The 20,535-nt window shown below is 37.0% G+C and carries 22 protein-coding genes and 2 pseudogenes; 15 read left to right on the forward strand and 9 right to left on the reverse strand.

Features of this window, described 5'->3' with window-relative positions; all coding sequences use genetic code 11:
* Positions 1-706: 706 nt before the first annotated feature.
* Positions 707-1,735, reverse strand: a complete 1,029-nt coding sequence (gene desA, locus HC660_RS02965; protein ID WP_010333135.1) for a Delta(5) desaturase DesA — start codon at positions 1,733-1,735, stop codon at positions 707-709.
* 61 nt (positions 1,736-1,796) lie between these two features.
* Here desA and HC660_RS21325 point away from each other — a divergent pair, with 61 nt between their 5' ends.
* The 3 genes from HC660_RS21325 to cspC (HC660_RS02980) all read left to right on the forward strand — a co-directional run bounded on the left by HC660_RS21325 (position 1,797) and on the right by cspC (HC660_RS02980) (position 3,800).
* The gene (locus HC660_RS21325; RefSeq protein ID WP_168747025.1) at positions 1,797-2,081 is read left to right on the forward strand and encodes a molecular chaperone TorD family protein; all 285 of its coding nucleotides are present in this window, start codon (positions 1,797-1,799) and stop codon (positions 2,079-2,081) included.
* 488 nt (positions 2,082-2,569) lie between these two features.
* Positions 2,570-2,773 carry a cold shock protein CspC gene (cspC, locus tag HC660_RS02975; RefSeq protein ID WP_010333136.1) on the forward strand — a complete coding sequence of 68 codons (204 nt, stop codon included), beginning with the start codon at positions 2,570-2,572 and terminating at the stop codon, positions 2,771-2,773.
* Positions 2,774-3,596: 823 nt separating this feature from the next.
* The gene (gene cspC / locus HC660_RS02980) at positions 3,597-3,800 is read left to right on the forward strand and encodes a cold shock protein CspC (protein WP_010333137.1); all 204 of its coding nucleotides are present in this window, start codon (positions 3,597-3,599) and stop codon (positions 3,798-3,800) included.
* A gap of 961 nt (positions 3,801-4,761) precedes the next feature.
* Here the strand turns inward: cspC (HC660_RS02980) and HC660_RS02985 are convergent.
* Complete coding sequence (locus HC660_RS02985; RefSeq protein ID WP_168747026.1) at positions 4,762-5,223, reverse strand: CarD family transcriptional regulator; 462 nt, start codon at positions 5,221-5,223, stop codon at positions 4,762-4,764.
* A gap of 358 nt (positions 5,224-5,581) precedes the next feature.
* Positions 5,582-5,965 (reverse strand): VOC family protein, encoded by a 384-nt coding sequence (locus HC660_RS02990; RefSeq protein ID WP_168747027.1) that lies wholly within the window; start codon positions 5,963-5,965, stop codon positions 5,582-5,584.
* Positions 5,966-6,121: 156 nt separating this feature from the next.
* Between HC660_RS02990 and HC660_RS02995 the strand changes: the two are divergent.
* Positions 6,122-6,288 (forward strand): annotated as a pseudogene (locus HC660_RS02995) (tetratricopeptide repeat protein); the annotation flags it as partial.
* 168 nt (positions 6,289-6,456) lie between these two features.
* Positions 6,457-6,834 carry a YdeH family membrane protein gene (locus tag HC660_RS03000; RefSeq protein ID WP_010333140.1) on the forward strand — a complete coding sequence of 126 codons (378 nt, stop codon included), beginning with the start codon at positions 6,457-6,459 and terminating at the stop codon, positions 6,832-6,834.
* Between the two features lie 43 nt (positions 6,835-6,877).
* On the opposite strand, the pseudogene HC660_RS21330 reads toward HC660_RS03000, so the two are convergent.
* Positions 6,878-7,042 (reverse strand): annotated as a pseudogene (locus tag HC660_RS21330) (hypothetical protein); the annotation flags it as partial.
* Here HC660_RS21330 and HC660_RS03005 point away from each other — a divergent pair.
* Entirely contained in the window at positions 7,036-7,629 is a 594-nt protein-coding gene (locus HC660_RS03005; RefSeq protein WP_168747028.1) for a YdeI/OmpD-associated family protein, read from the forward strand. The pseudogene HC660_RS21330 and the gene HC660_RS03005 overlap by 7 nt on opposite strands.
* 200 nt (positions 7,630-7,829) lie before the next feature.
* On the opposite strand, the gene HC660_RS03010 is transcribed toward HC660_RS03005, so the two are convergent.
* Positions 7,830-8,522, reverse strand: a complete 693-nt coding sequence (locus HC660_RS03010) for a YdeJ family lipoprotein (protein ID WP_168747029.1) — start codon at positions 8,520-8,522, stop codon at positions 7,830-7,832.
* Between the two features lie 231 nt (positions 8,523-8,753).
* Entirely contained in the window at positions 8,754-9,398 is a 645-nt protein-coding gene (locus tag HC660_RS03015) for a YczE/YyaS/YitT family protein (protein WP_168747030.1), read from the reverse strand.
* A gap of 114 nt (positions 9,399-9,512) precedes the next feature.
* Between HC660_RS03015 and HC660_RS03020 the strand changes: the two genes are divergently transcribed.
* Genes HC660_RS03020 through HC660_RS03030 form a run of 3 tightly spaced genes read left to right on the forward strand, consistent with a single transcriptional unit; the run spans position 9,513 to position 11,154 of the window.
* Positions 9,513-9,965 (forward strand): MarR family winged helix-turn-helix transcriptional regulator, encoded by a 453-nt coding sequence (locus tag HC660_RS03020; protein ID WP_010333145.1) that lies wholly within the window; start codon positions 9,513-9,515, stop codon positions 9,963-9,965.
* A gap of 23 nt (positions 9,966-9,988) precedes the next feature.
* Positions 9,989-10,507, forward strand: coding sequence for a spermidine/spermine N(1)-acetyltransferase (gene paiA / locus HC660_RS03025; RefSeq protein ID WP_168747031.1), 519 nt, complete (start codon positions 9,989-9,991; stop codon positions 10,505-10,507).
* 23 nt (positions 10,508-10,530) lie between these two features.
* Positions 10,531-11,154, forward strand: a complete 624-nt coding sequence (locus HC660_RS03030; RefSeq protein WP_168747032.1) for an FMN-binding negative transcriptional regulator — start codon at positions 10,531-10,533, stop codon at positions 11,152-11,154.
* 355 nt (positions 11,155-11,509) lie between these two features.
* On the opposite strand, the gene HC660_RS03035 is transcribed toward HC660_RS03030, so the two are convergent.
* Positions 11,510-12,400 (reverse strand): DMT family transporter, encoded by an 891-nt coding sequence (locus tag HC660_RS03035; protein ID WP_168747033.1) that lies wholly within the window; start codon positions 12,398-12,400, stop codon positions 11,510-11,512.
* A gap of 479 nt (positions 12,401-12,879) precedes the next feature.
* Here HC660_RS03035 and HC660_RS03040 point away from each other — a divergent pair, with 479 nt between their 5' ends.
* Positions 12,880-13,512, forward strand: a complete 633-nt coding sequence (locus HC660_RS03040; protein WP_168747034.1) for a type 1 glutamine amidotransferase family protein — start codon at positions 12,880-12,882, stop codon at positions 13,510-13,512.
* Positions 13,513-13,904: 392 nt separating this feature from the next.
* Here the strand turns inward: HC660_RS03040 and HC660_RS03045 are convergent, their stop codons facing one another.
* Complete coding sequence (locus HC660_RS03045) at positions 13,905-14,768, reverse strand: DMT family transporter (protein ID WP_010333149.1); 864 nt, start codon at positions 14,766-14,768, stop codon at positions 13,905-13,907.
* Positions 14,769-14,923: 155 nt separating this feature from the next.
* Between HC660_RS03045 and pdxR the strand changes: the two genes are divergently transcribed.
* From pdxR to HC660_RS03070, 5 genes are all read left to right on the forward strand, one after another.
* Positions 14,924-16,315 carry a MocR-like pyridoxine biosynthesis transcription factor PdxR gene (gene pdxR / locus HC660_RS03050; protein ID WP_168747035.1) on the forward strand — a complete coding sequence of 464 codons (1,392 nt, stop codon included), beginning with the start codon at positions 14,924-14,926 and terminating at the stop codon, positions 16,313-16,315.
* A gap of 208 nt (positions 16,316-16,523) precedes the next feature.
* Positions 16,524-16,832: an ArsR/SmtB family transcription factor gene (locus tag HC660_RS03055; protein WP_168747036.1), complete on the forward strand. Its 309-nt coding sequence runs from the start codon at positions 16,524-16,526 to the stop codon at positions 16,830-16,832.
* A 64-nt stretch (positions 16,833-16,896) separates the two neighbouring features.
* Positions 16,897-17,310 (forward strand): ArsI/CadI family heavy metal resistance metalloenzyme, encoded by a 414-nt coding sequence (locus tag HC660_RS03060; protein ID WP_168747037.1) that lies wholly within the window; start codon positions 16,897-16,899, stop codon positions 17,308-17,310.
* 502 nt (positions 17,311-17,812) lie between these two features.
* A complete protein-coding gene (locus HC660_RS03065) occupies positions 17,813-18,685 on the forward strand; it encodes a YitT family protein (protein ID WP_010333153.1) in 873 nt (290 codons plus the stop codon).
* Positions 18,686-18,872: 187 nt separating this feature from the next.
* Positions 18,873-19,637, forward strand: a complete 765-nt coding sequence (locus HC660_RS03070; protein ID WP_168747038.1) for a Vgb family protein — start codon at positions 18,873-18,875, stop codon at positions 19,635-19,637.
* Positions 19,638-19,776: 139 nt separating this feature from the next.
* Here the strand turns inward: HC660_RS03070 and HC660_RS03075 are convergent, their stop codons facing one another.
* A complete protein-coding gene (locus HC660_RS03075; protein WP_168747039.1) occupies positions 19,777-20,235 on the reverse strand; it encodes a spermine/spermidine acetyltransferase in 459 nt (152 codons plus the stop codon).
* Between the last annotated feature and the right edge of the window lie 300 nt (positions 20,236-20,535).

A 20,535-nucleotide genomic window follows, 5' to 3' on the forward strand; every position in this document is an offset into this window, starting at 1 on the left:
ACAATAAATTGAACGAAGACGGGGAATTTATAGATAATGAGGTTAATTCCTCACTAGAGTTATTAATATGTAAATTGCTTGAAGAAGTCAAAAAGAAAGGTTCTTTTTAGAACAGGTGTTTAGATAAATAAAAAGGACAAAGGGTAATTGCCAGCAAATTTGTTAGTATGCTAAGTTTTTTGTTTTCTCCGATCTGCTCGGTTTTCAGCTCCAGATAACAAAGACTTTGCTTCAAATACCTTCATTGTCCAATCCTTTCAGTGATTTTATATCTAAATTTACCATGGAATAGATATGATAGTTTCAAAAATTGTTTTAGAGAAGTCACGAATGTTAAATCGTTTAATCCATAATGAGAAGTGGAGAAGTATAGGGGTGTTAATTGCTCACCAATTATTAACATAATTCATACAAACTTATAGACATGATGTAAAAAGGAGTTAGAAAGTGTACTGAGAATAAGCTTTCATAACCAATGTTAAAGAATTACTATGTTAAGGGCCTAGTGGGTGAATAACCTGTGGAGGTTCAAGTCCTCTCGGCGATCCCATTAATACCAGGGGTTCCATCACCTTTGGTATTATTTTTTGTTGCAAGTGTATGTGGCATAAAAAAAGTGCTGACCCCTGCACAACACTTGTTGCGTGAGTCTGCACTTTTATTCTTCAAGATACACTGCCCCTTATCTCGATTAAGAGGAGTGTATTTAATCCGTTTTTAGCCGCACTGATACTTGGCTTTTAGGAGCTTTTTTTAAATGGCTAAAACCAACAAATTTTTTGCCTTCTTCATCCCATAGTCGGAATTTTAACGACTTAAGACTTGTTCCCAGTGTAATGGTCGGAACGTTTTGCAATGGTTCAGTGTTGTTATGTACTTCTTCAAGCTTATAGTTTGGGACTCTCGGGCTTAAATGATGGACATGATGGAAACCGATATTGCCTGTTAGCCATTGCATGATTCTCGGAAGCTTATAAAAAGAGCTTCCTTCCACTGCTGCTTTTACATATTCCCAATGCTCATCTTCTTCAAAATAAGAATCCTCAAACGTATGCTGAATATAAAACATCCAAATTCCGAGAGTTCCCGATATCATAAAAATTGGCGCTTGAACCAGCAGGAAGTTTTGCCAGCCGATAGCCCAACATAAAAGTGCTGCCAAAGCGACGATCCCCAGGTTCGTTACATACGTATTCATCCGTTCTTTGCGTTTTGCCCCTTTACGATTAAAACGATTGGTAATCCCGAAGACGTAAATCGGCCCAATAATAAACATGACAAACGGATTTCTGTACAAACGGTACATGATTTTTGTCTTCGTTGAGGCTTCCTTATACTCCTCAACGGTCAGTACCCAAATATCGCCTGTACCGCGTTTGTCCAGGTTGCTGCTTGTCGCATGATGGACAGAATGGTCGTGTGCCCAATGATCAAAAGGATGCAGAGTCAGAATTCCTGTTATTGTTCCAAGGATTCGATTCGCCCTTCTGTTCTTAAAAAAGGAATAGTGGCAGCAATCATGAAAAATGATGAAGGTTCTCACCAAAAACCCGGCCGCAACGACAGAAATTGCTAGTGTAAGGAAATAAGAAATTGACAAGCTCTTATATGCCAAAAACCATAACAGGAAAAATGGTACCAATGTGTTAATGATTTGATAAATACTTTTTTGTAAATCGGACTTTTCGTAAGGGGTAACCAGTTTTCTCAAAGTCCTTAGGTTTTCTTTACTCATTTATTAAAGTTTCCCCTTCCCTAATGTTCTTAATCTCAGTATAGAAAACGTTTTATTCCCTTTGAAGTCCCAGCTGTCATACTCCATATATGATAAGTATCATGGTTTTGTTATAACTTTCCAGCCAGTTAAGGATCCTTTTCAAAAGCTGTCAAATGGAGCGATTTTTCAATCCGTCTGTAAAATAATCAGAAATGCGAAACTAATTTCCATCTTAATTAAATCTTTATTAGCAGAGACAGCCTGGAAACAAAAGTTGTATAAAGATTATACCCATCTCTTTATCGAGCCAAACTCTCTCCCTGCTCTCCTATGGGAATCGGTTTATTTAGACCGTGAACCTTGATTGAGAAGCAAACATTACAAGTGTAAAGGAGTTATGAAGAAAAGGAAGATGATTTGAGATCAAGTTTTAATTTTTATGAGGATCTTGGCAAAATGGGGATATACCATGGTGACGTTTGCACATCTGCAGAAATAAAGCTTTACCAGTGAACAGCCCTGGTTTTAGCACTTGAGCCGAGCTTTGTAAAGAAATCCTTAACAATCAATAATGAAGTACGATTAAGCAAAGAAAAAGGGTTGAAGAAACTCGCGATTCATTTTCACGGTGTTTTCAAACCATAGTTATTGAAGGCCTCTTTTTCTGCATATTAAACAAATAATGCCACGAATAAAACAATAATATTAATTTGCATTTATTTCCGTTTCGTGTTATTCTAAAGAAGAATTATTTTTGTTCGTGTAAAGGATGAATATTGACTTTTCGTCTTGATGATACTTTGGGCAGGGATAGTAATTAAATGTGTGGTAACACACTAGGAGGCAACAAAAATGGAACAAGGTACAGTTAAATGGTTTAATGCAGAAAAAGGTTTTGGATTTATCGAACGTGAAAATGGAGACGACGTATTCGTACACTTCTCTGCAATCCAAGGTGACGGATTCAAATCTTTAGACGAAGGTCAAAAAGTAACGTTTGACGTTGAGCAAGGTGCTCGTGGAGCTCAAGCTGCTAACGTTCAAAAAGCTGCTTAATCTTAAAACGTTTATAGAAACAGGCTCTTTATATAGGGGCCTGTTTTTTTACGTTCTCTATAATACTAAAACTCAATAAAAAACCCTACTCAACGTGCGAGTAGGGAGATGTTACAAGGTAATAGCAAAAGATTTAACGCTTCAAAGGTTTGTTTATAGTATAACACACTGGATTGACAATATGCGGAATGTATATAAATTATTTATTTTTCTTTTCGAATACAAGTACATACTATTCTTTCTTTTCTTACTAACCTGTGGAGATCGGTTGATTTAGACCGTGAACATTGATTGAGATCGTAAATACGGATTGAATGTTGAGTGTCAAAATTATGGAAATACTATGGAAAGTGGTAATGAAGAAAAGGAAGATAATTTGTGGCCCAATATTCTTGGCAAACAGGGCTAAACAATGAGTGACAGTTTGGAGACATCTGCAGAAACAAAGCTTTACTAGTGAACAGCCCTGTTTTCAAAAGAATATCTTGCACTTCGAACAAGAAACAGCTGAACTTTTAAAAAAATTGGGGGTTTCAAACCGTAGATATTAATAAGCTCTCTTAGACCATGTTATAAACTCGATGCGGGCTTATTGACATTTTCCATTTAGCCTACCGCTTATGCACAGTATCCACACCTTTAACAAATATGCCATGACTAAAATGATAATATTTAATTGCAATTATTTCCGAATCGTGCTATGATAAAGAAAGATTATTTTTGTTCGTGTAAAGGATAGTATGAATATTGACTTTTCGTCTTGATGATACTTTGGGCAGGGATAGTAATTAAATGTGTGGTAACACACTAGGAGGCAATATAAATGGAACAAGGTACAGTTAAATGGTTTAATGCAGAAAAAGGTTTTGGATTTATCGAACGTGAAAATGGAGACGACGTATTCGTACACTTCTCTGCAATCCAAGGTGACGGATTCAAATCTTTAGACGAAGGTCAAAAAGTAACGTTTGACGTTGAGCAAGGTGCTCGTGGAGCTCAAGCTGCTAACGTTCAAAAAGCTTCTTAATCTTAAAATGTTTATAGAAACAGGCTCTTATATTAAGAGCCTGTTTTTTTGCGTTCTCTGTATAATACTCAATAAAAAACCCTACTCAACGTTCGAGTAGGGAGATGGTACAAGGTAATAGAAAAAAATTTAACGCTTCAAAGGTTTCTTTACAAGTATAACATAATGGATTGACAATATGCGGTAATGTATATAAGTTATTGATTTCTTTTCAAACACACCTACATCTTATTAGGAAGTAAACTTTTACGCGAAATTTTAAAAATCATAGCCAACTCTATGTGTCGTGTACCAACCGCTAAAAGCGCCACGCTAAACGGGAGTCATCCAAGATAATTCCGACACTCTCCTTCCTTTTAATCCATCACCTCAGATGAAGTTTATGTATATTCTCTTATTACCAACGGTGAACAAAAAGGACCATTCCTTTTGTAAAGAATCATCCTTTTTTTAAGTATTCTTGAAATGAACATAACAGGTGATCCATCTGCAAGATTTCCACCCACTTCAATTTTTTCATAAGACTCCGTCTTATTTTTATCGTTGACCATATTTTATGAAAAGAAGATAAACAATTACAATTTTCTGTCGCAGTGGATATAGGAAATTCCTAAAGATAGAGGGGAGATTGATTGATTTTTTTCTAGAAATAATCACTTAGCTATTCCTAACACAATGAAAGCCCTACCTCTCTTCCATCCTTACGGCTCCTTGTCCGTGCCAGTGTGAATCAGGATTACAAAAATCAAGTGACTATTTTAACGAGTTTTTGATAAAACTTCAAATGTTTGTAGAAGAAATTTAAACAATAAAAATGAATTAGCTGTAGGAATAACAAAAGAGGTTAATGTTCTAAAAGTACGTTGAAGAAGTAGAACGTCTGAAATGATTAGGTTTAATCATAACATTCTGAAAAATACAGGATGTTTATTGGAATGCCATACATTTTCTATAATTAACTTTAACAGAAACTTTTTATTTGATTTTCAGTGATTCCTTTAATTACTTCCAGTTCACTAATCAAAAATTCATATGCATTATCCAACATTTTTTTTTCGCTTGAATTAAGTGCTTTTTCTTTCTTCATACGCATTAAATCACGTACAACTTCAGCACCTTCTTGTATTTCACCCGTTTTTATTTTGTTCGTGTTTACTTGATACCTTTGTTTCCACGGCAGTAACCTATCTGATTCTCCATGATGAAAAATGTGTATAATACGTTTTAAAGCAAGTATATCAGTAACTGGTCGTATACTTGAACTCAATATTTTACGCGTTGGAATCATAACTGTCATATTACTGATTGACATTTTTATGACATAATACTGTTGTTTTTCCTCTAAAAATTCTTTTTCTTCAATGGCTTCAATTATTCCTGCTCCGTGCATTGGATAAACAATGTTATCGCCAATTTGAAACATATCATCCACCTCCATATATGGTAACCTTTTTAAGCTTACCATATATGGAGGTGGAATATCAAATATTTAATAATAACATGATAATATTTTTATTGTCAATAACTTTTTGAAAAAAATTAAATCGAGCAAAAACAACATCAAAACAATAGGGAACGTGTCGTATTCCCAATAAAGGAATGTCAATCGGCCCTTGTATATCTTGAACTCGACGAAATTAACATAGATCAGTTTTTCATTGAAAATGTGTTATGAAATTCCTTTAGGAATTCAAGACTTGGCATCAATGACATGTTTGCTGGTCTAAATGGGCACAAATTTAGTCAAGGAGTAGACCATGTGTTTACTCCTCGTCCTGAAGCTACTTCTGTATGATCTGAATAAGGTTGCCGCATGTATCGTCAAATACAGCTATTGTGACTTCTCCCATTTTTGTCGGCTCCATAGTGAACTTCACGCCTTTTTCCTTTAATCGTTTGTACTCTTTTTGAATATCTGTAACGCCAAACATTGTTGCTGGGAAGCCCTCGGCGAATATCTTCTTTTGATACTCCTTAGCGGCAGGATGTTCATTTGGTTCGAGTAAAAGCTCGGTTCCGTCTTGATCATCTTGAGAAACAAGCGTTATCCACCTGAATTTACCCATGGGAACGTCCTCCTTTTTTACAAACCCCAGTTTTTCTGTATAAAACTCCAGTGCCTTGTCTTGGTCTTGTACGAATATACTGGTAACAATGATTTTCATACTGTTTTTGCCTCCTTTGATATGTATGACGCATGGTACTGGCTGCAAGCAAAAAACCCAGACATTTGTCAGAAGTCCTGTTCCGAGTGTCATGAAACAAACGTATTCCTTACATGAATTAGGGAAATCGTACACTCAAAACTTAAGAGCATATTAAAACGAAGCTTCCTAACAAAGACTTTATTTACTTTAACTTATGTTGAAGCTAAATGACAAAATTATGTTGATTTGAAATACTTTAGGGAAGGGGATTTAATTACCGATAAAAGTCATGATAAAAATACTCAGCGAAATTTTTTTCTAATGGTGAAACTCAACTTCTATGCACTTAAAGGGGTTATTTACTAATCTGTAAATTTATGTCTTAATAGTAAGGGGTGAAAAATATTACTTATAGCCCGTGATTTGGCTGCATAATCTTTCTCTGAATATAAAATGGAAAAAGGCAGTGCCCGTTTATAGGTACATGTATAAAAAAAGGAGCCATAACAATGTTAAAAAGATTTCTTCTGGTTTTACTTACACTGATTATGTCTATAGTTGTTATACTAGTGGCTGCTAAAGATTCCCCTGGAGATAATGTCATTTCATTTGATGAGCCTATGATCTTAATGATATCCATTGGGATTGTTGTATTCTTATTCATCCCTCCATTAGCCTTGTCCTTTTTTGGAAACATGGTTGTAAGAATAATATCAGGAGTATACCAATGTTTTATCGTTTTCACTTTTCTAGGAATGATTCCAATTGGATTTCTAATTCCCAATGGCTTTTTGACAATTCTTGTTTCGGTTTTAGGAACTTTAGTCAGCATAATTAGTGTTGTAGTAACCTTATTAATTGATAGGAATAAAGAAGTTAAATCTTAATATTGAAAAGCTTATCGCTCTTATCGAGGAAAGAGGCCTTTCATTGATCAGTGACACTAACATGATCGTGATAAAATGCTTTTGCTCCTTGGAACTCATTGTCATGCAAATCAGCAACAGCCTCCAATGCTTTTCTTAGATTTATCATTTGATTTTTCAATTCTTTATAATCTTTTGCTTGATTAAATGAGGAGGGTCCTGATGACAAATCGTAGAACGAATCCTAAGGTTGATGAATTTTTAAGTAAAGCTGAAAAGTGGAAGGAAGAATATGAGCGGTTGAGAAATATCGTTCTTGACTGTGAGCTGACTGAAGAATTTAAGTGGATGCATCCTTGCTATACGTTTAATAAGAAAAACGTCGTTTTAATACATGGATTTAAAGGATATTGTGCGCTTCTGTTCCACAAAGGCGCCTTGTTACAGGATCCTCATGGGATTCTCATCCAACAAACGGAGAATGTACAGGCGGCGCGCCAAATTCGGTTCACCAATGTTCAGGAAATAGCTGAAATGGAACCCATCTTGAAAGCTTATATTAATGAAGCCATTGAAGTTGAAAAAGCCGGTTTGGAAGTGAATGTTAAAAAGAATACGGAATACATCATTCCAGAAGAACTTCAACATAAATTCGATGAATTTCCTGCTTTGAAAACGGCTTTTGAAGCATTGACCCCGGGACGGCAAAGAGCATACATTCTTTATTTTTCTCAAGCCAAACAACCCAAAACTCGAGAGTCAAGGATTGAAAAATATATGGAGAAAATTCTCGATGGGAAGGGATTAAAGGATTAGTATATTCGTCAGAAAGGCATTTTGCTAAGTGAGATTTCTATGAATCTGTCATGAAAGAAGCATTGAAGGATGAAGGAATACCAAGAATTTTGAGTTCCTTGGTATTCCTTGTGTCACAAAAAAATACAGAGGGGCGGTTCAAGTATGAAAGAACCGCCCCTTATTTTGTTTGGCATTTTCGTTTAAATAAACCGATGGCGTTAATGAATAGCCATTATGTCAATGAGGCGCTTGATTTTTTCACTGTCTCCTGTATCAACGTACACGGTTTTTGCATTTTTTATTATATTCTCAGTCACTTCCCGCATTACGCCATTACTTACATCATCAGATGAATCCCAGCGTAAAGGAACATTGTATACTTTAATCGTGCCGTCGCCATTACCGCTATAGGTTACAGAGCCATCCACTAATCGAGAGCCTGCTAACTGGATAACATCTTCCGGATAGCTAGTACTGGTGTCATCATTTGGATTGATTGGTTCGCCAGCCGAAATATGTCGAACATTCAATTCATCTATCTCTTGATTTGCTCCAAGCTGCAACCAAACTCTGGCATATTCGATTTTCTCAGAGGAATATTCCGCTAATACATTGTCTTTTTGGCTTTTTTCCTTATTTCTTATTTCTTCTGAAGAGGTTTCTTGTGATTCATCAGTTGACGATTCTTTTGAAGCATTTTCATTTGGTACGGATTTTTCTGATCCTGTTGTTGTTTCTGATTCACCCTTGCTTATTTGGTTGCTATCGTCAGTCTCATTATTATTTTCTTCAGAGTGTAATGAAGAATCATTATTTGATTTTTCTTCCTTACCGCCCATACATCCAACGAGCAATAAGACGAGCAGCATCAGGACAGCATTACAATAAAAAATATTTCTCAGTTTCTTCATTATTTCATTCCTCTCCCTCATCAACAGCCTTACATGCTTTTCTTAGTTTATTCAGTTGATTTTTCAGTTGGTTATACCTAATATTACCATGGAATAGAAATGAAAGTTCGAAAAAATTATAGGAGAGGTAACGAATGCTAGATCAATCGAGTAAATCTCGACAGCTTTTTGAAATGATGACCACACGATATACGGGTGGCATTTCATTGAGGAATCCCTATCTTTTATCAACTATATTGAATGCTTTTTATTTATTTCATCATTTGGTGATGTACTAGAGTGTGTGAATATGCGGTCTAATATCTGTTCTGTAAATGGCATAAAGGAATTAAGGATTATACCTCCTAAACAAACGGTTAATAAAGTCCCGACGCCAACTGGCCCATTTAAAATGATTGCAGCTATCAAGAATAAGAGGTAAATGAATGTTCTCGAAAAAAAGATATTTGTTCTGGTTAATTCTTTTATGATGAATGTCAATCGGTCAACTGGAATCGGTGCAAAATTTGTGTGCAAATAGGTTGCAGTTCCTAATCCTATAACAACTAAGCCGATTCCAAAACAAATCACTTTGCTGTACCATAGGTCAGGTGTTAACAAATTGTGCAATAAAAAAAGCCACATATCAATGCCAATCCCCGTTATAAATGCTGTTAACATCCCCAAAACTTCTGGTCTTTGTTTTTTCAAAAATGAATTACAACATATCAATATAAATGCTATTATGATTTCCCAACTTCCCACTGTAAGCCCCACATTCTTGGACAGTCCTACCACAACTGCATCAAAGGGTGAAGTTCCAAGGTTTGATTGGATAGTGAAAGAAATACCAAGGGTTAAAATGAAAATTCCTAATACATAAACAATATATTTCACTGTACTCGACCTCTTTTTTGTTCATTTTATTGCAAATACAACAAAGTTAATTTATATTTAATATATAGCATCTTTGTTGTATTTGCAACAAAGATATGTACTAAGGAGGTCATGATGAAGGAAATTCTTCGCGAAATCGGAATGATTGCCAGGGCATTAGATTCGATAAGCAATATAGAATTTAAAGAATATAACCTCACAAAAGGGCAGTATTTGTACCTTGTCCGAATATGTGAAAACCCAGGAATCATTCAAGAAAAATTAGCTGAAATGATTAAAGTAGACCGAACAACAGCGGCTCGTGCCATAAAAAAGCTTGAAATGAATGGTTTTATTAAAAAGATGGATGATGATCATAACAAAAAGATAAAAAAACTCTTTCCAACAGAAAAAGGGAAAGATGTGTTTCCCGTTATAAAAAGAGAAAATGATCATTCGAATAGTGTCGCATTAGCGGGGTTTTCTGAAAAAGAAGCAGAAACCATTTTTCACCTTCTTCAACGAATTAGAAAGAATGTAGAAGTTGATTGGGAATATGTAAAAAAGGGGAACAAGAGAGATTATTAATTTTAAAAGGAGCATATATGAGCATGAGTATAAAACTAAAAAAGTGCAGCCATGAAGATTTAAAAATACTCCAAGAAATAAGTATTGAAACATTCAATGATACATTCAAAGACCAGAATTCTCCAGAAAATATGAAAGCTTATTTGGAACGTGCATTTCATTCTAAACAGTTGGAAAAGGAATTATCCAATACCTCTTCACAATTCTTTTTTGTTTATTTGAATCATGAAGTCGCTGGATACTTAAAGATCAATACCAATGAGGCTCAGTCTGAAGAAATGGGTGATGAATCACTAGAAATCGAGAGGATTTATATCAAGAACAAATTTCAAAAACATGGTCTTGGCAAACATCTGTTCAATAAAGCTGTGGAAATTGCGCTGGAATCTAATAAAAAGAAAATCTGGCTAGGCGTATGGGAAAAAAATGAAAATGCTATTGCTTTTTATGAAAAGATGGGGTTTGTTCAAACTGGAGTCCACTCTTTTTATATGGGTGATGAAGAACAAATAGACTTTATCATGATCAAAACACTCGTATAACTCTTTATGAAAGGCGGGTTTATATGTATATTCCAAAATACTATAAGGTGACAAATGTTGATGACATTTGGGACTTTGTTCAAAACAACTCATTTGGCACAATTGTCACAACAGCACAAGGGAAACCAATTGCCACCCATTTGCCATTGCAGTTAATAAAAGAGGGAGATACTTACTATATCACGGGGCATATTGCTTATGGGAATCCTCAATGGAGAACATTTGAAGCCTGTGAAGATGTGCTTGTTATGTTTCAGGGACCGCACGCCTATATCTCTTCCTCTTGGTATGAAAAGGAAAATGTCCCAACGTGGAACTATCAAGCCGTACATGTATACGGTACAGCCAGCATCTTGAACGAAGAAGAGTTAAAACATGACCTGACAATGTTGCTGCAAAAATACGAAAAACACCGTAAGAATCCAGTTTTATGGGATAAGCTTTCTCCTCAGCTCTTAGAAAGCCAACTGAAAGGTATTGTCGGATTTAAGATGAAGGTGGGAGAAATTCAGGCTTCCTATAAATTAAGTCAGAACCGAAATGAAAAGGATTATATGAATATCATTGATCAATTACGAAATGAAGGAGATTCAAACTCAAAACAAATGGCAGAACTGATGGAAAAGCGATTAAAAGATGAAATATAAGTCCACTTTTATTAGCGAACTTTGGATTAATGAATAGTAATCAAATTTTTGATTCTACGCCTTCAACTTGTGTGAAAGTTCGAGGAACACTTGATGTTTTTTATTCCATTAGCGGGTGCTTCTGGCGGGGCTCTTTCGGGGGTGTTGATCTTTAATACAAGTTATGCCCTGCTATCTCGGAGTGACTCTAATCTATTTTTTTATGCACTTCACGTATAGCATCTCTTATTAATATCTCATCAGGTTTAACAAGTCACAATAGTAATAGAAGTAATCGGCACCTATTTTGGGACAAGTTCCAAACAAAAGAACAAAACAGCGGGTCACAAATGCTTCCCACTGTTTTGTACGTTACTTAGCTGATATTTTCTTTAATTGTTTTGGAAAATGTGATTGATTTATTCTCGCTAACAAATGTTGAGCCTAAAAGGAGTGCGCCACCTAGCATTTGAAAAATGGTCATTTGTTCTCGTAGGATAATGGCAGAAATTAATATAGCTACAAATGGGTCTACATAGCTTAGCATAGCAATACTCTGTCCTTTTAATTTTTGCATACCCGAGAAAAATAACCAAAATCCAATCCCAGTGTTTACAATCCCTAAAATGATGATAAAAGGAACGGATGATCTAGATACTCCAAAGATACCGAATCCTTCTGTAAAAAACACATATGGCAAGAGCAGCAATGCTGTTAATCCAAGTTGGATGATTGTAATCTCCAACCTGCCCATGCGGTGTATAAATTTATTTAGTAACATCAATGCAGTGTAACATGCAGCCGCAACTAATCCAAAAAAGATCCCAAGCAAATCATCTGTTCCAGAAGCACTTATGCCATTTCCAACAATCAATACCATGCCTATGATCGCTACACCAATACACACCATTTTTTTGACAGATAATTGTTCCCTAAGGACAAATGGTGAGAGGATCATGACAAACACAGGTGCAAAGTAATACCCTAGTGTGGCATTAGTAAGTGTTGTATGATTGTACGATTGATAAAGAAAGATCCAATTTCCCCCTAATGCAATACCAGAAAGAAATAAAGTATAAGCATTCGCTTTGACTAATTTCCATGGAATGGTTTTCTTCATCATCATGAACACGACTATTAAAAATAGACATCCAATTGAACTGCTTAGTAAAGCTGTTTCACTCGAAGATAAATCAATGTATCTTACAACTAAACCCATTGTGCCGAAAATGAACATTGATAATATAAACTGAATCTTAGATTTCATTGTCTACTCCTTCGAATCTGCGAAACAGCTTATATTTCGCAGATTCTTAATCTGTTTTATATATAAGCTTATTCACTGCTGATTCAACAGCTGGAGTAAACGGCGGTGGCGGTGAAGTTGAAAATGGCTTCCAAGTGTATAGAGTTGTATTTGAATGTGGCATGCGAATCCCCCTATTTATATGCGTATTTTTGAAAAACTGGATATGACGAAAAGATGGTTATACTAGATTATACATGAAATTTTTTCCTGAAAGATATGAATGTTTCATATTTGATTACGGCTCATAAAATAACATCTTTTAGATAATAATCACCCCACACAAAAAGGAACCCTTGTCGCAGAACGGTTCTGCTAAGGTCTCTTTTCCAGAGTAAGCAACTTTTTCTGCATTGATTTTTCAAGATGTAAAAAAATACAACTTATTTACTTTTATCATACTATAATAGACTATATCAATAGGATCGGAGTGTGATTGGATGCAAACGAAAAAAGTTTATCTTTATATATGTAATACAATGTCAGACTGGGAATATGGATATTTGATTGCTGAACTAAACTCAGGAAGATATTTCAAAAAAGATGCAGCACCTTTAAAAGTAGTTACAGTAGGAGCTAATCAAGAAATGGTTACTACGATGGGAGGTCTGAGCATAAAACCAGATATTTCTATTGATGAGTGTACCCTTAAGAATAAAGATCTTTTCATTTTACCTGGAGGGAATACTTGGGGAGAAGATATTCATCAGCCTATCTTGAAAAAAGTTGGCGAAGCTTTAGAACTTGGCACTATTGTTGCTGCAATTTGCGGTGCAACGGAGGGCCTCGCGAATATGGGATACCTAGATTCTAGAAAGCATACAAGCAATGATGTAGCGTATCTTAAAATGGTCTGCCCTCATTATAAAGGAGAAACATTTTATGAGAGGGAGCCTGCAGTATCTGATGAGAATTTGATTACTGCATCAGGAGTAGCTCCTCTGGAATTTGCGATGGAAGTACTGAAAAAATTAGATGTATTTGCGCCAGATACATTATATTCATGGTATAACCTCAATAAGACTCATCAGCCTGAATACTTCTACCAATTAATGAATTCAATAGAGAGATGATCGAAATCATTCAACTGAGTTTTTCGATGATAAACTTATTTTAATAACACTAAGAAGTGATGTATTGTAATAAAAACAAACCTCTTAACCCGAAACTGATTGAAACATTTAGGTTCCTCCACCTCCATTGTTATGTGGCATACATGCCCATAACACCACTACTACGGAGTGTAAAGAAAATAAGCTTTGATTTAGGGGACTAGTAGGTGAATAATCCATGAAGGTTCAAGTCCCTCGGCCGAAACAAAGATACCAAGGGTTGTAGACCCCTGGTATCTTTTAATGTTCTCTTTAGCTTTTGCAGTTTTTTCCTTTTTGTTCCACTCGTTACAACATTCAGTTAAAGTGAAATGGGATAAACAAAGGTTTTCCCCGTTTTTGCATAGTCTTTCTTACTTTGCGAATCGCCGAGCAGCTGCCACGCACAATATAACGGCGATATTCACGGCTACGAGTGCCCAGCCCACTTTCTCGTGCAGAATCACTGAGGCAAGCAGCAGTCCAAAGAAGGGCTGGAGGAGCTGCAGCTGTCCAACCGCCGCAATACCGCCTTGGGCGAGACCTCGATACCAGAACACAAAGCCGATCAGCATACTGAATAAAGATACATACGCAAGACTGAGCAGCGCAGGAACGCCGACGCCCGACCATGAGTCCGGCGTAAAATAGAATGACAATGGCAGCATAAGAGGAAGCGACAGAACGAGAGCCCAAGAGATCACCTGCCAGTTTCCCAGCCGCCGTGAGAGCCGTGCTCCTTCTGCATAACCGAGTCCGCATACGACGATAGAAGCCAGCATGTACGCGTCGCCGATCGGGGAGGATACTCCGCCTTGGATGAGGGCGAATCCTGCTACTAGTAAGCTACCTGCAGCCGAGAAAATCCAGAAGGCTGGCCGGGGGCGTTCCCCTCCGCGCAGTACGCCGAAGATCGCTGTCGCGAGCGGAAGTAGTCCAATGAAAACAATGGCATGGGCGGATGTGACATACTGAAGCGCCAAGGCTGTCAGCAACGGGAAACCGACCACCACGCCGAACGCTACCACCAATAGCGCAGTTATGTCACCTTTGGCGGGTCGCTGCTGCCGGAAGATGAAAAGGAGCGCTCCAGCCAGTACACCAGCTATCGCAGCGCGGCATACGGTGAGGAACAACGGATCGAAGTCCGCCACAGCCAAGCGGGTCGCAGGCAGCGAGCCGCTGAAAATGAGCACCCCCAGAAAACCATTCATCCAGCCATTTGTTGCTTTGTTCATTTACAATCACTCCATCATATGTTTCTTCTCACAAGATCATTTTTTCTCTGTCAAAACCTGTATTTAAGGATTACAATGACTATAAACTGTAATTGACCTTTTAAAAACAGCCAGTTTTCATAAAAAAATGCATACCAGTTAGGGGAAACGAGCAAATGGATATCACGCCTTTTTTAAATAGAAATCTGGATATTCCGCTTTATCAGCAGCTTTATCAGTATTTCAAAGAAAACATGCATCAGGGGCGTATTCAAAAAGGAATGAAACTGCCATCAAAGAGGCTTCTGGCGAGTCAGCTTTCCATCAGTCAAACGACTGTTGAGCGTGCCTATGAACAGCTTGCTGCTGAAGGCTATATTGTGAGCAAGCCAAGAAGCGGATGGTTTGCTGATTATAATGATGCTGATTTTGTCCATAGTAAAATGCTTAGCACATCACCAGCGAGTCAAAAATCGCAGAAAAATGAACAATGGATTGATTTTCACTATGGAAATGTAGATTCTTCTCACTTCCCTTTTTCCGCTTGGCGAAAAAGTATGGTCAATAGTTTGGACCAATATGGCCACGAGCTTTATCGGCCAGGAAATGCTTTAGGGGAGCTTGAGCTGAGGACACTTATTGCAGATTATCTGTATCAATCACGCGGAGTTCATTGTGTCCCTGAACAAGTGATCATAGGTGCCGGAAACCCTTTTCTTCTGCAAATCTTGTGCCAGGTTTTTGAACCGGATATTTTCATAGGATATGAGGATCCGGGTTATCCAAGAGCTAGGAAGATTTTTGAAGCCAATCGTATGAATATCGTTCCTATACCGGTCGACGATGAAGGAATTTGTATACAGAAGATCAAAGAACACCAGCCAACCCTTGTTTATGTCACGCCTTCTCACCAATTTACGCTGGGAACAATCATGACAATTAACAGAAGAATGCAGCTTCTCAAATGGGCGGCAGACAATCAATCATTCATCATAGAGGACGATTATGACGGGGAATTTAGATACACAGGACAGCCGGTCCCATCCTTGCAAGGGCTTGATCAGCATAACCGTGTCATTTATATGGGCACTTTTTCTAAATCTCTTCTTCCTTCGCTGCGTATCAGCTATATGATTCTCCCTTCGCCTCTTTTGGAAAAAGGCCATGACATCACTTCTTTATATAAGCAAACAGTGTCCTGCCACAGTCAGCTGACGCTGGCTCAATTTATAAAAAATGGAGAGTGGCAAAAACACATCAACAGAATGAGAAAGCTATACCGAAAGAAAAGGGCCATTTTATTAGAGACTGTGCAAAGAGAATTAGGAAATCACGTCAGGATTCGCGGGGAAAATTCTGGACTTCGTATCTTACTAGACGTTTTCTTGCCATTCAGTGAAGAACAATTAATTGAGAAGGCAAAGGAATATGGAGTGAAAATTTATCCGGTTTCTCTTTCTTATCAAAAACATCCTCCTACAAAAACGGTTTCACTTGGATTTGCAGGGGTTTCGGAAGTCAACATACGAGAAGGCATAAAAAAGCTGAAAGCTGCTTGGGAGATATAAGGGAGCTTTCAGGTTTGCCATTTGATATTCCTTCAGGTTGAATAAAAGAGCGAGTGACGGAGATTAACAATGTTGGCGGAAAAATCATACGAAAACGGCTTTTGTATTTTGCCTTTAATCAAAAAAAATCGGTTCATTTTATTGAATTTTATGAAAATTTATGATTATAATTAATATATCAAAAAAAATTGATTAAAGAGGTGATATGATGAATGATACCAAATTAGAACTGTTTCAGATTTATGAGAAAAAATTTAAAGCTCTAGCAGATCAAAAACGGTTAGAGATCATGTATGAACTTTGTCAAAGAGGAAAAACCTGTGTTTGTGATTTGACTGAGATCTTTAATATGACTCAATCAAAGCTTTCTTATCATCTTAAAATATTGCTGGACGCGAACTTAATTACTAAAGAAGTTAAGGGAACATGGAGCTATTATGATGTAAATAATCCTGAGTTCAACCAATTACTGTCAGAAGAGGTTTGTTGTGTATTTAGAAAGAGCAGGGAGGGATGATGCGGTTACATTTTAACCATTAAATCAATATTTCTTGATGAATATCAATAAAGGAGGAATCATTATGATGTATGTTCATGTAGGAGTGAATGTAACCAAATTAGGGGATTCAATCACATTCTATGAAAAAGTTTTAGGGGTGAAACCTGTAAAAGTAAAAACAGACTATGCAAAGTTTCTGTTAGATAAACCGGGATTGAATTTTACGTTGAATGTTCGTGATCAGGTGCAAGGGAACCAAGTGAATCATTTTGGATTCCAAGTCGATAGTGTAGATGAAGTGTTGAGACATAAGGAGCGGCTTGAAAAAGAAGGCTTTTTTGCACGTAAGGAAATGAATACAACATGCTGTTATGCAGTCCAAGATAAATTCTGGGTTACAGATCCCGACGGAAATGAATGGGAGTTTTTCTATACCAAGCCGAATAATGTTGACCAAAAACAAGATTCTCCCTCTTGTTGTTTAACACCTGAGTGAAAGTGTTAATTATTTAGATGAAGGTCAAAATTTCCGCCAGCTAGGCAGAGTGGGTAAACATAAACATTAAGCTCGATTAGCTGAGCATAGTAAAAAGGAGCAGCACTTGTTGCTCTTTTTCACCTTTCTTTTTTTCATCATTTTTATATCCTCAGCTTCACCTAGGGGTGGGTCGACTTGAGGCAAATGAAGCGACCAACAATGAAGAAGTCTATAAAACAACAATTCGCAAAAATATTAGGATATTTTCTCCCTTTTTTGTGGCTTTTTTGATCGTTTACCGTTTTTTCAGAATTTCTTTTCGGTTTATACTTTGCACCCCAAGGGAAGAAGTCAGCCGGGCTATGAACATGTAGAAGCAAGTTCTGGAACTTATCAGAGGAATTCATTTATTGGTTTACTATTGGGAAATATACATATACCTTCTGAATATGGTCTTTAGTACAAATAACTCTATTATGGTATATTTAAATAAGACTAAATATTCGAAACGAGGAATGATATGAATACGAACAAAAAACAAAAGCATATTAAAATAAAAAGGATACTGCAAGTCATAATGGTTATTATTGGAGGAATTATAGCGGCATATGGACTGGAAACCGTATTGATTCCAAACAGTGTGTCTGATGGAGGGGTGACAGGCCTTAGTATCGTTGGTTCACAGCTATTTGATTTGCCATTAGGGGTCCTTATCGCAGCTTTAAATATCCCATTTGTCTGGTTAGGATATAAACAAATCGGGAAAGACTTTGCATTATTATCCATTATCGGAATCGTATCACTTGCCGCTGGCACAATGTTTTTCCACCACACTCCAGCTATCATAGAGGGGGATACCTTGCTAATAACCGTTGTTGGCGGGATTATCCTTGGATTGGGAATGGGGTTGGCCTTACGTAATGGCGGCGCATTGGATGGAATTGATATGCTCGCTGTGCTGCTATCTCGAAAATTGCCATTTGGAACGAGCGATCTCATTTTATTCTTAAACCTTTTTGTGTTTATTTTTGTATCCATTGTATTTGGCTTACAAGGGGCATTACTGTCAGTCATTGCTTACTACATTGCGTCTAAAGTCATACATATTGTTGAGGAAGGCTTAAGTGGTTCTAAAACCTTTCAAATTATTTCAACTCAGCCTGAATTAATGGTAGAGACAATACGTGATCAGTTAGGTCGAAGTGCTACCTATAAAGAAGCTTATGGCGGTTTTTCCCACGAGAAATTTAAAGAAATTACATGTGTCATCAACCGCCTGGAAGAAACAAAACTAAAGGAAATTATTAATGAAATTGATAAAAATGCCTTTGTTACCGTATATGACGTAGCTGAAGTGAAGGGCAGTAATTTTAGAAGACATACGAGTCATTAGAGAAAAACACAACGTCTAACCCAAAAGCGAGAAACCGCTTTTAAAATGGTAAGCCTCAGAAATTTTATATTAAATTGTTTCTGTCATTTGCTCAGAAAACTGTACTGGAATTACATTGCCTCCTGTCTCGTATAATGAGAATAGGAGGCTTTTTTGTATCAGGTTATGCTTAAATGGAGGGATTTATTTGAATATTGAGCTGCAAGAAATAGATATGTTACAAGCGGATTCGGGTCCTTATGGGATAGCGGTCTCTCGTGAAGGAAATGTATGGTTTACTCAACATAAAGCAAATAAAATCAGTTGTCTTCATCAAGATGGAACAATCAAAGAATTTATTGTTCCAACTCCTGATGCACGAGTGCTGTGTTTGACTATATCATCAATAGGTGATATTTGGTTTACTGAAATGAATGGAAATCGCATAGGGAGGTTGATAGCAGAAGGTATGATTCATGAATATGAACTGCCGAATAAAGAATCATATCCTTCTTTTATTACGTTGGGGCCCGATGACTCGCTTTGGTTCACTGAAAATCAAAACAATGCGATTGGCAAGATAACCGGATCAGGAGAAATAACGGAATACCCAATCCCAACACCGGGAGCAGCACCAGTAGGTCTTGCAAACGGAAATGATGGTGACCTTTGGTTTACAGAAATAATGGGGAATAAAATAGGAAGGATCACGATGTCCGGCGAAATAACGGAATATGATATTCCTACACCAAATGCCCGGCCTCATGCTATTGCTGCGGGAGTCGAATCGGATTTATGGTTCACTGAATGGGGAGCAAATAAAATAGGAAGGTTCACGAAAGAGAGAACCTTTGAAGAATATACAATCCAAACCCCTAATGGCGAACCTCACGGAATTGGCTGTGACAAAGAAGGCTGCGTATGGTTCGCATTAGAGTGTAATAAAATCGGAAAGTTACGCTTTCTGAAATAAACATTGAGGTTTAGTCTAAGAACAATGCATGATATAAAAAGCATACCAAGAACATTGTATGCTTTTTCATCTCCGTGAAATAATGGTACATTAACTGAAACTGAGGTTCATCAACGTAGATTTTCAAAAAATTAAGTGCTTATAGTTCTTTTACCATGACCTTCTCGCCGTTATAATCGAGCTCGCCATTAAATGTAAAACCGAATTTTTGATACAGGCGCAAAGCATGAATGTTGTTCTCAAAAATGCTTAAATAAATTCTGTTACATGTATATAGCTCAGCAAGGTGATGAATAAGAGCTTCAAGCATCATGCTTCCTAATCCTTGACCCTGAAAACGCTCGTCAATGAAAAATCGGTCAAGCCACACTCTTCCGTTTTTATTTTCTTCATCAATTTCAGGAAACCATCCATACATAGCAAAACCGACTAACTCTCCTTCGTAATAAAGTCCAGCAGGTTTATAATACTGACATTTTGTTGCATCCTCTAGACATTGCTTGGTTGATTCTATATATGATATTTGGCTCTTGTGAACATGAAGAGACAGAATAGATTCACGATTCTCTTCAGTTACCGCCTTTATCTCAATACTCATAGTCATTCTCCTTTTATCTGTTTATCTGAAAAGGACAGAAGCTTTTCAGATCAATTGTTACGCTTTCATCCACATCATGTAGTCTTAAAAAAACAATGAGTTCTGTAGTTAATCCCCTAACTTTACTTTTGAACAAAACCTTCATTAAATCCTTTTTATAACCTTTAACTGATAGCTCATCTAACATCACTTCTTTTCATAGTTTTGTCGCGGCAGCTGAGGAGCTGCTTTTTTTGTAAACCTGTATGGGAGTCTTGCGGTACACTAGGTGCTCTTTCATAAATTAGTTTCACCTGAACA

It is taken from the genome of Bacillus mojavensis, assembly GCF_012648005.1.
Classification (GTDB): Bacteria; Bacillota; Bacilli; order Bacillales; family Bacillaceae; genus Bacillus; species Bacillus mojavensis.

Coding starts and splice junctions, on each gene's coding strand:
- desA (WP_010333135.1), bottom strand. CDS start 1,735: ATGAGTAAAGAAAACCTAAGGACTTTGAGAAAACTGGTTACCCCTTAC.
- cspC (WP_010333136.1), top strand. CDS start 2,570: ATGGAACAAGGTACAGTTAAATGGTTTAATGCAGAAAAAGGTTTTGGA.
- cspC (WP_010333137.1), top strand. CDS start 3,597: ATGGAACAAGGTACAGTTAAATGGTTTAATGCAGAAAAAGGTTTTGGA.
- HC660_RS02985 (WP_168747026.1), bottom strand. CDS start 5,223: ATGTTTCAAATTGGCGATAACATTGTTTATCCAATGCACGGAGCAGGA.
- HC660_RS02990 (WP_168747027.1), bottom strand. CDS start 5,965: ATGAAAATCATTGTTACCAGTATATTCGTACAAGACCAAGACAAGGCA.
- HC660_RS03000 (WP_010333140.1), top strand. CDS start 6,457: ATGTTAAAAAGATTTCTTCTGGTTTTACTTACACTGATTATGTCTATA.
- HC660_RS03005 (WP_168747028.1), top strand. CDS start 7,036: ATGACAAATCGTAGAACGAATCCTAAGGTTGATGAATTTTTAAGTAAA.
- HC660_RS03010 (WP_168747029.1), bottom strand. CDS start 8,522: ATGAAGAAACTGAGAAATATTTTTTATTGTAATGCTGTCCTGATGCTG.
- HC660_RS03020 (WP_010333145.1), top strand. CDS start 9,513: ATGAAGGAAATTCTTCGCGAAATCGGAATGATTGCCAGGGCATTAGAT.
- paiA (WP_168747031.1), top strand. CDS start 9,989: ATGAGTATAAAACTAAAAAAGTGCAGCCATGAAGATTTAAAAATACTC.
- HC660_RS03030 (WP_168747032.1), top strand. CDS start 10,531: ATGTATATTCCAAAATACTATAAGGTGACAAATGTTGATGACATTTGG.
- HC660_RS03035 (WP_168747033.1), bottom strand. CDS start 12,400: ATGAAATCTAAGATTCAGTTTATATTATCAATGTTCATTTTCGGCACA.
- HC660_RS03040 (WP_168747034.1), top strand. CDS start 12,880: ATGCAAACGAAAAAAGTTTATCTTTATATATGTAATACAATGTCAGAC.
- HC660_RS03045 (WP_010333149.1), bottom strand. CDS start 14,768: ATGAACAAAGCAACAAATGGCTGGATGAATGGTTTTCTGGGGGTGCTC.
- pdxR (WP_168747035.1), top strand. CDS start 14,924: ATGGATATCACGCCTTTTTTAAATAGAAATCTGGATATTCCGCTTTAT.
- HC660_RS03055 (WP_168747036.1), top strand. CDS start 16,524: ATGAATGATACCAAATTAGAACTGTTTCAGATTTATGAGAAAAAATTT.
- HC660_RS03060 (WP_168747037.1), top strand. CDS start 16,897: ATGATGTATGTTCATGTAGGAGTGAATGTAACCAAATTAGGGGATTCA.
- HC660_RS03065 (WP_010333153.1), top strand. CDS start 17,813: ATGAATACGAACAAAAAACAAAAGCATATTAAAATAAAAAGGATACTG.
- HC660_RS03075 (WP_168747039.1), bottom strand. CDS start 20,235: ATGAGTATTGAGATAAAGGCGGTAACTGAAGAGAATCGTGAATCTATT.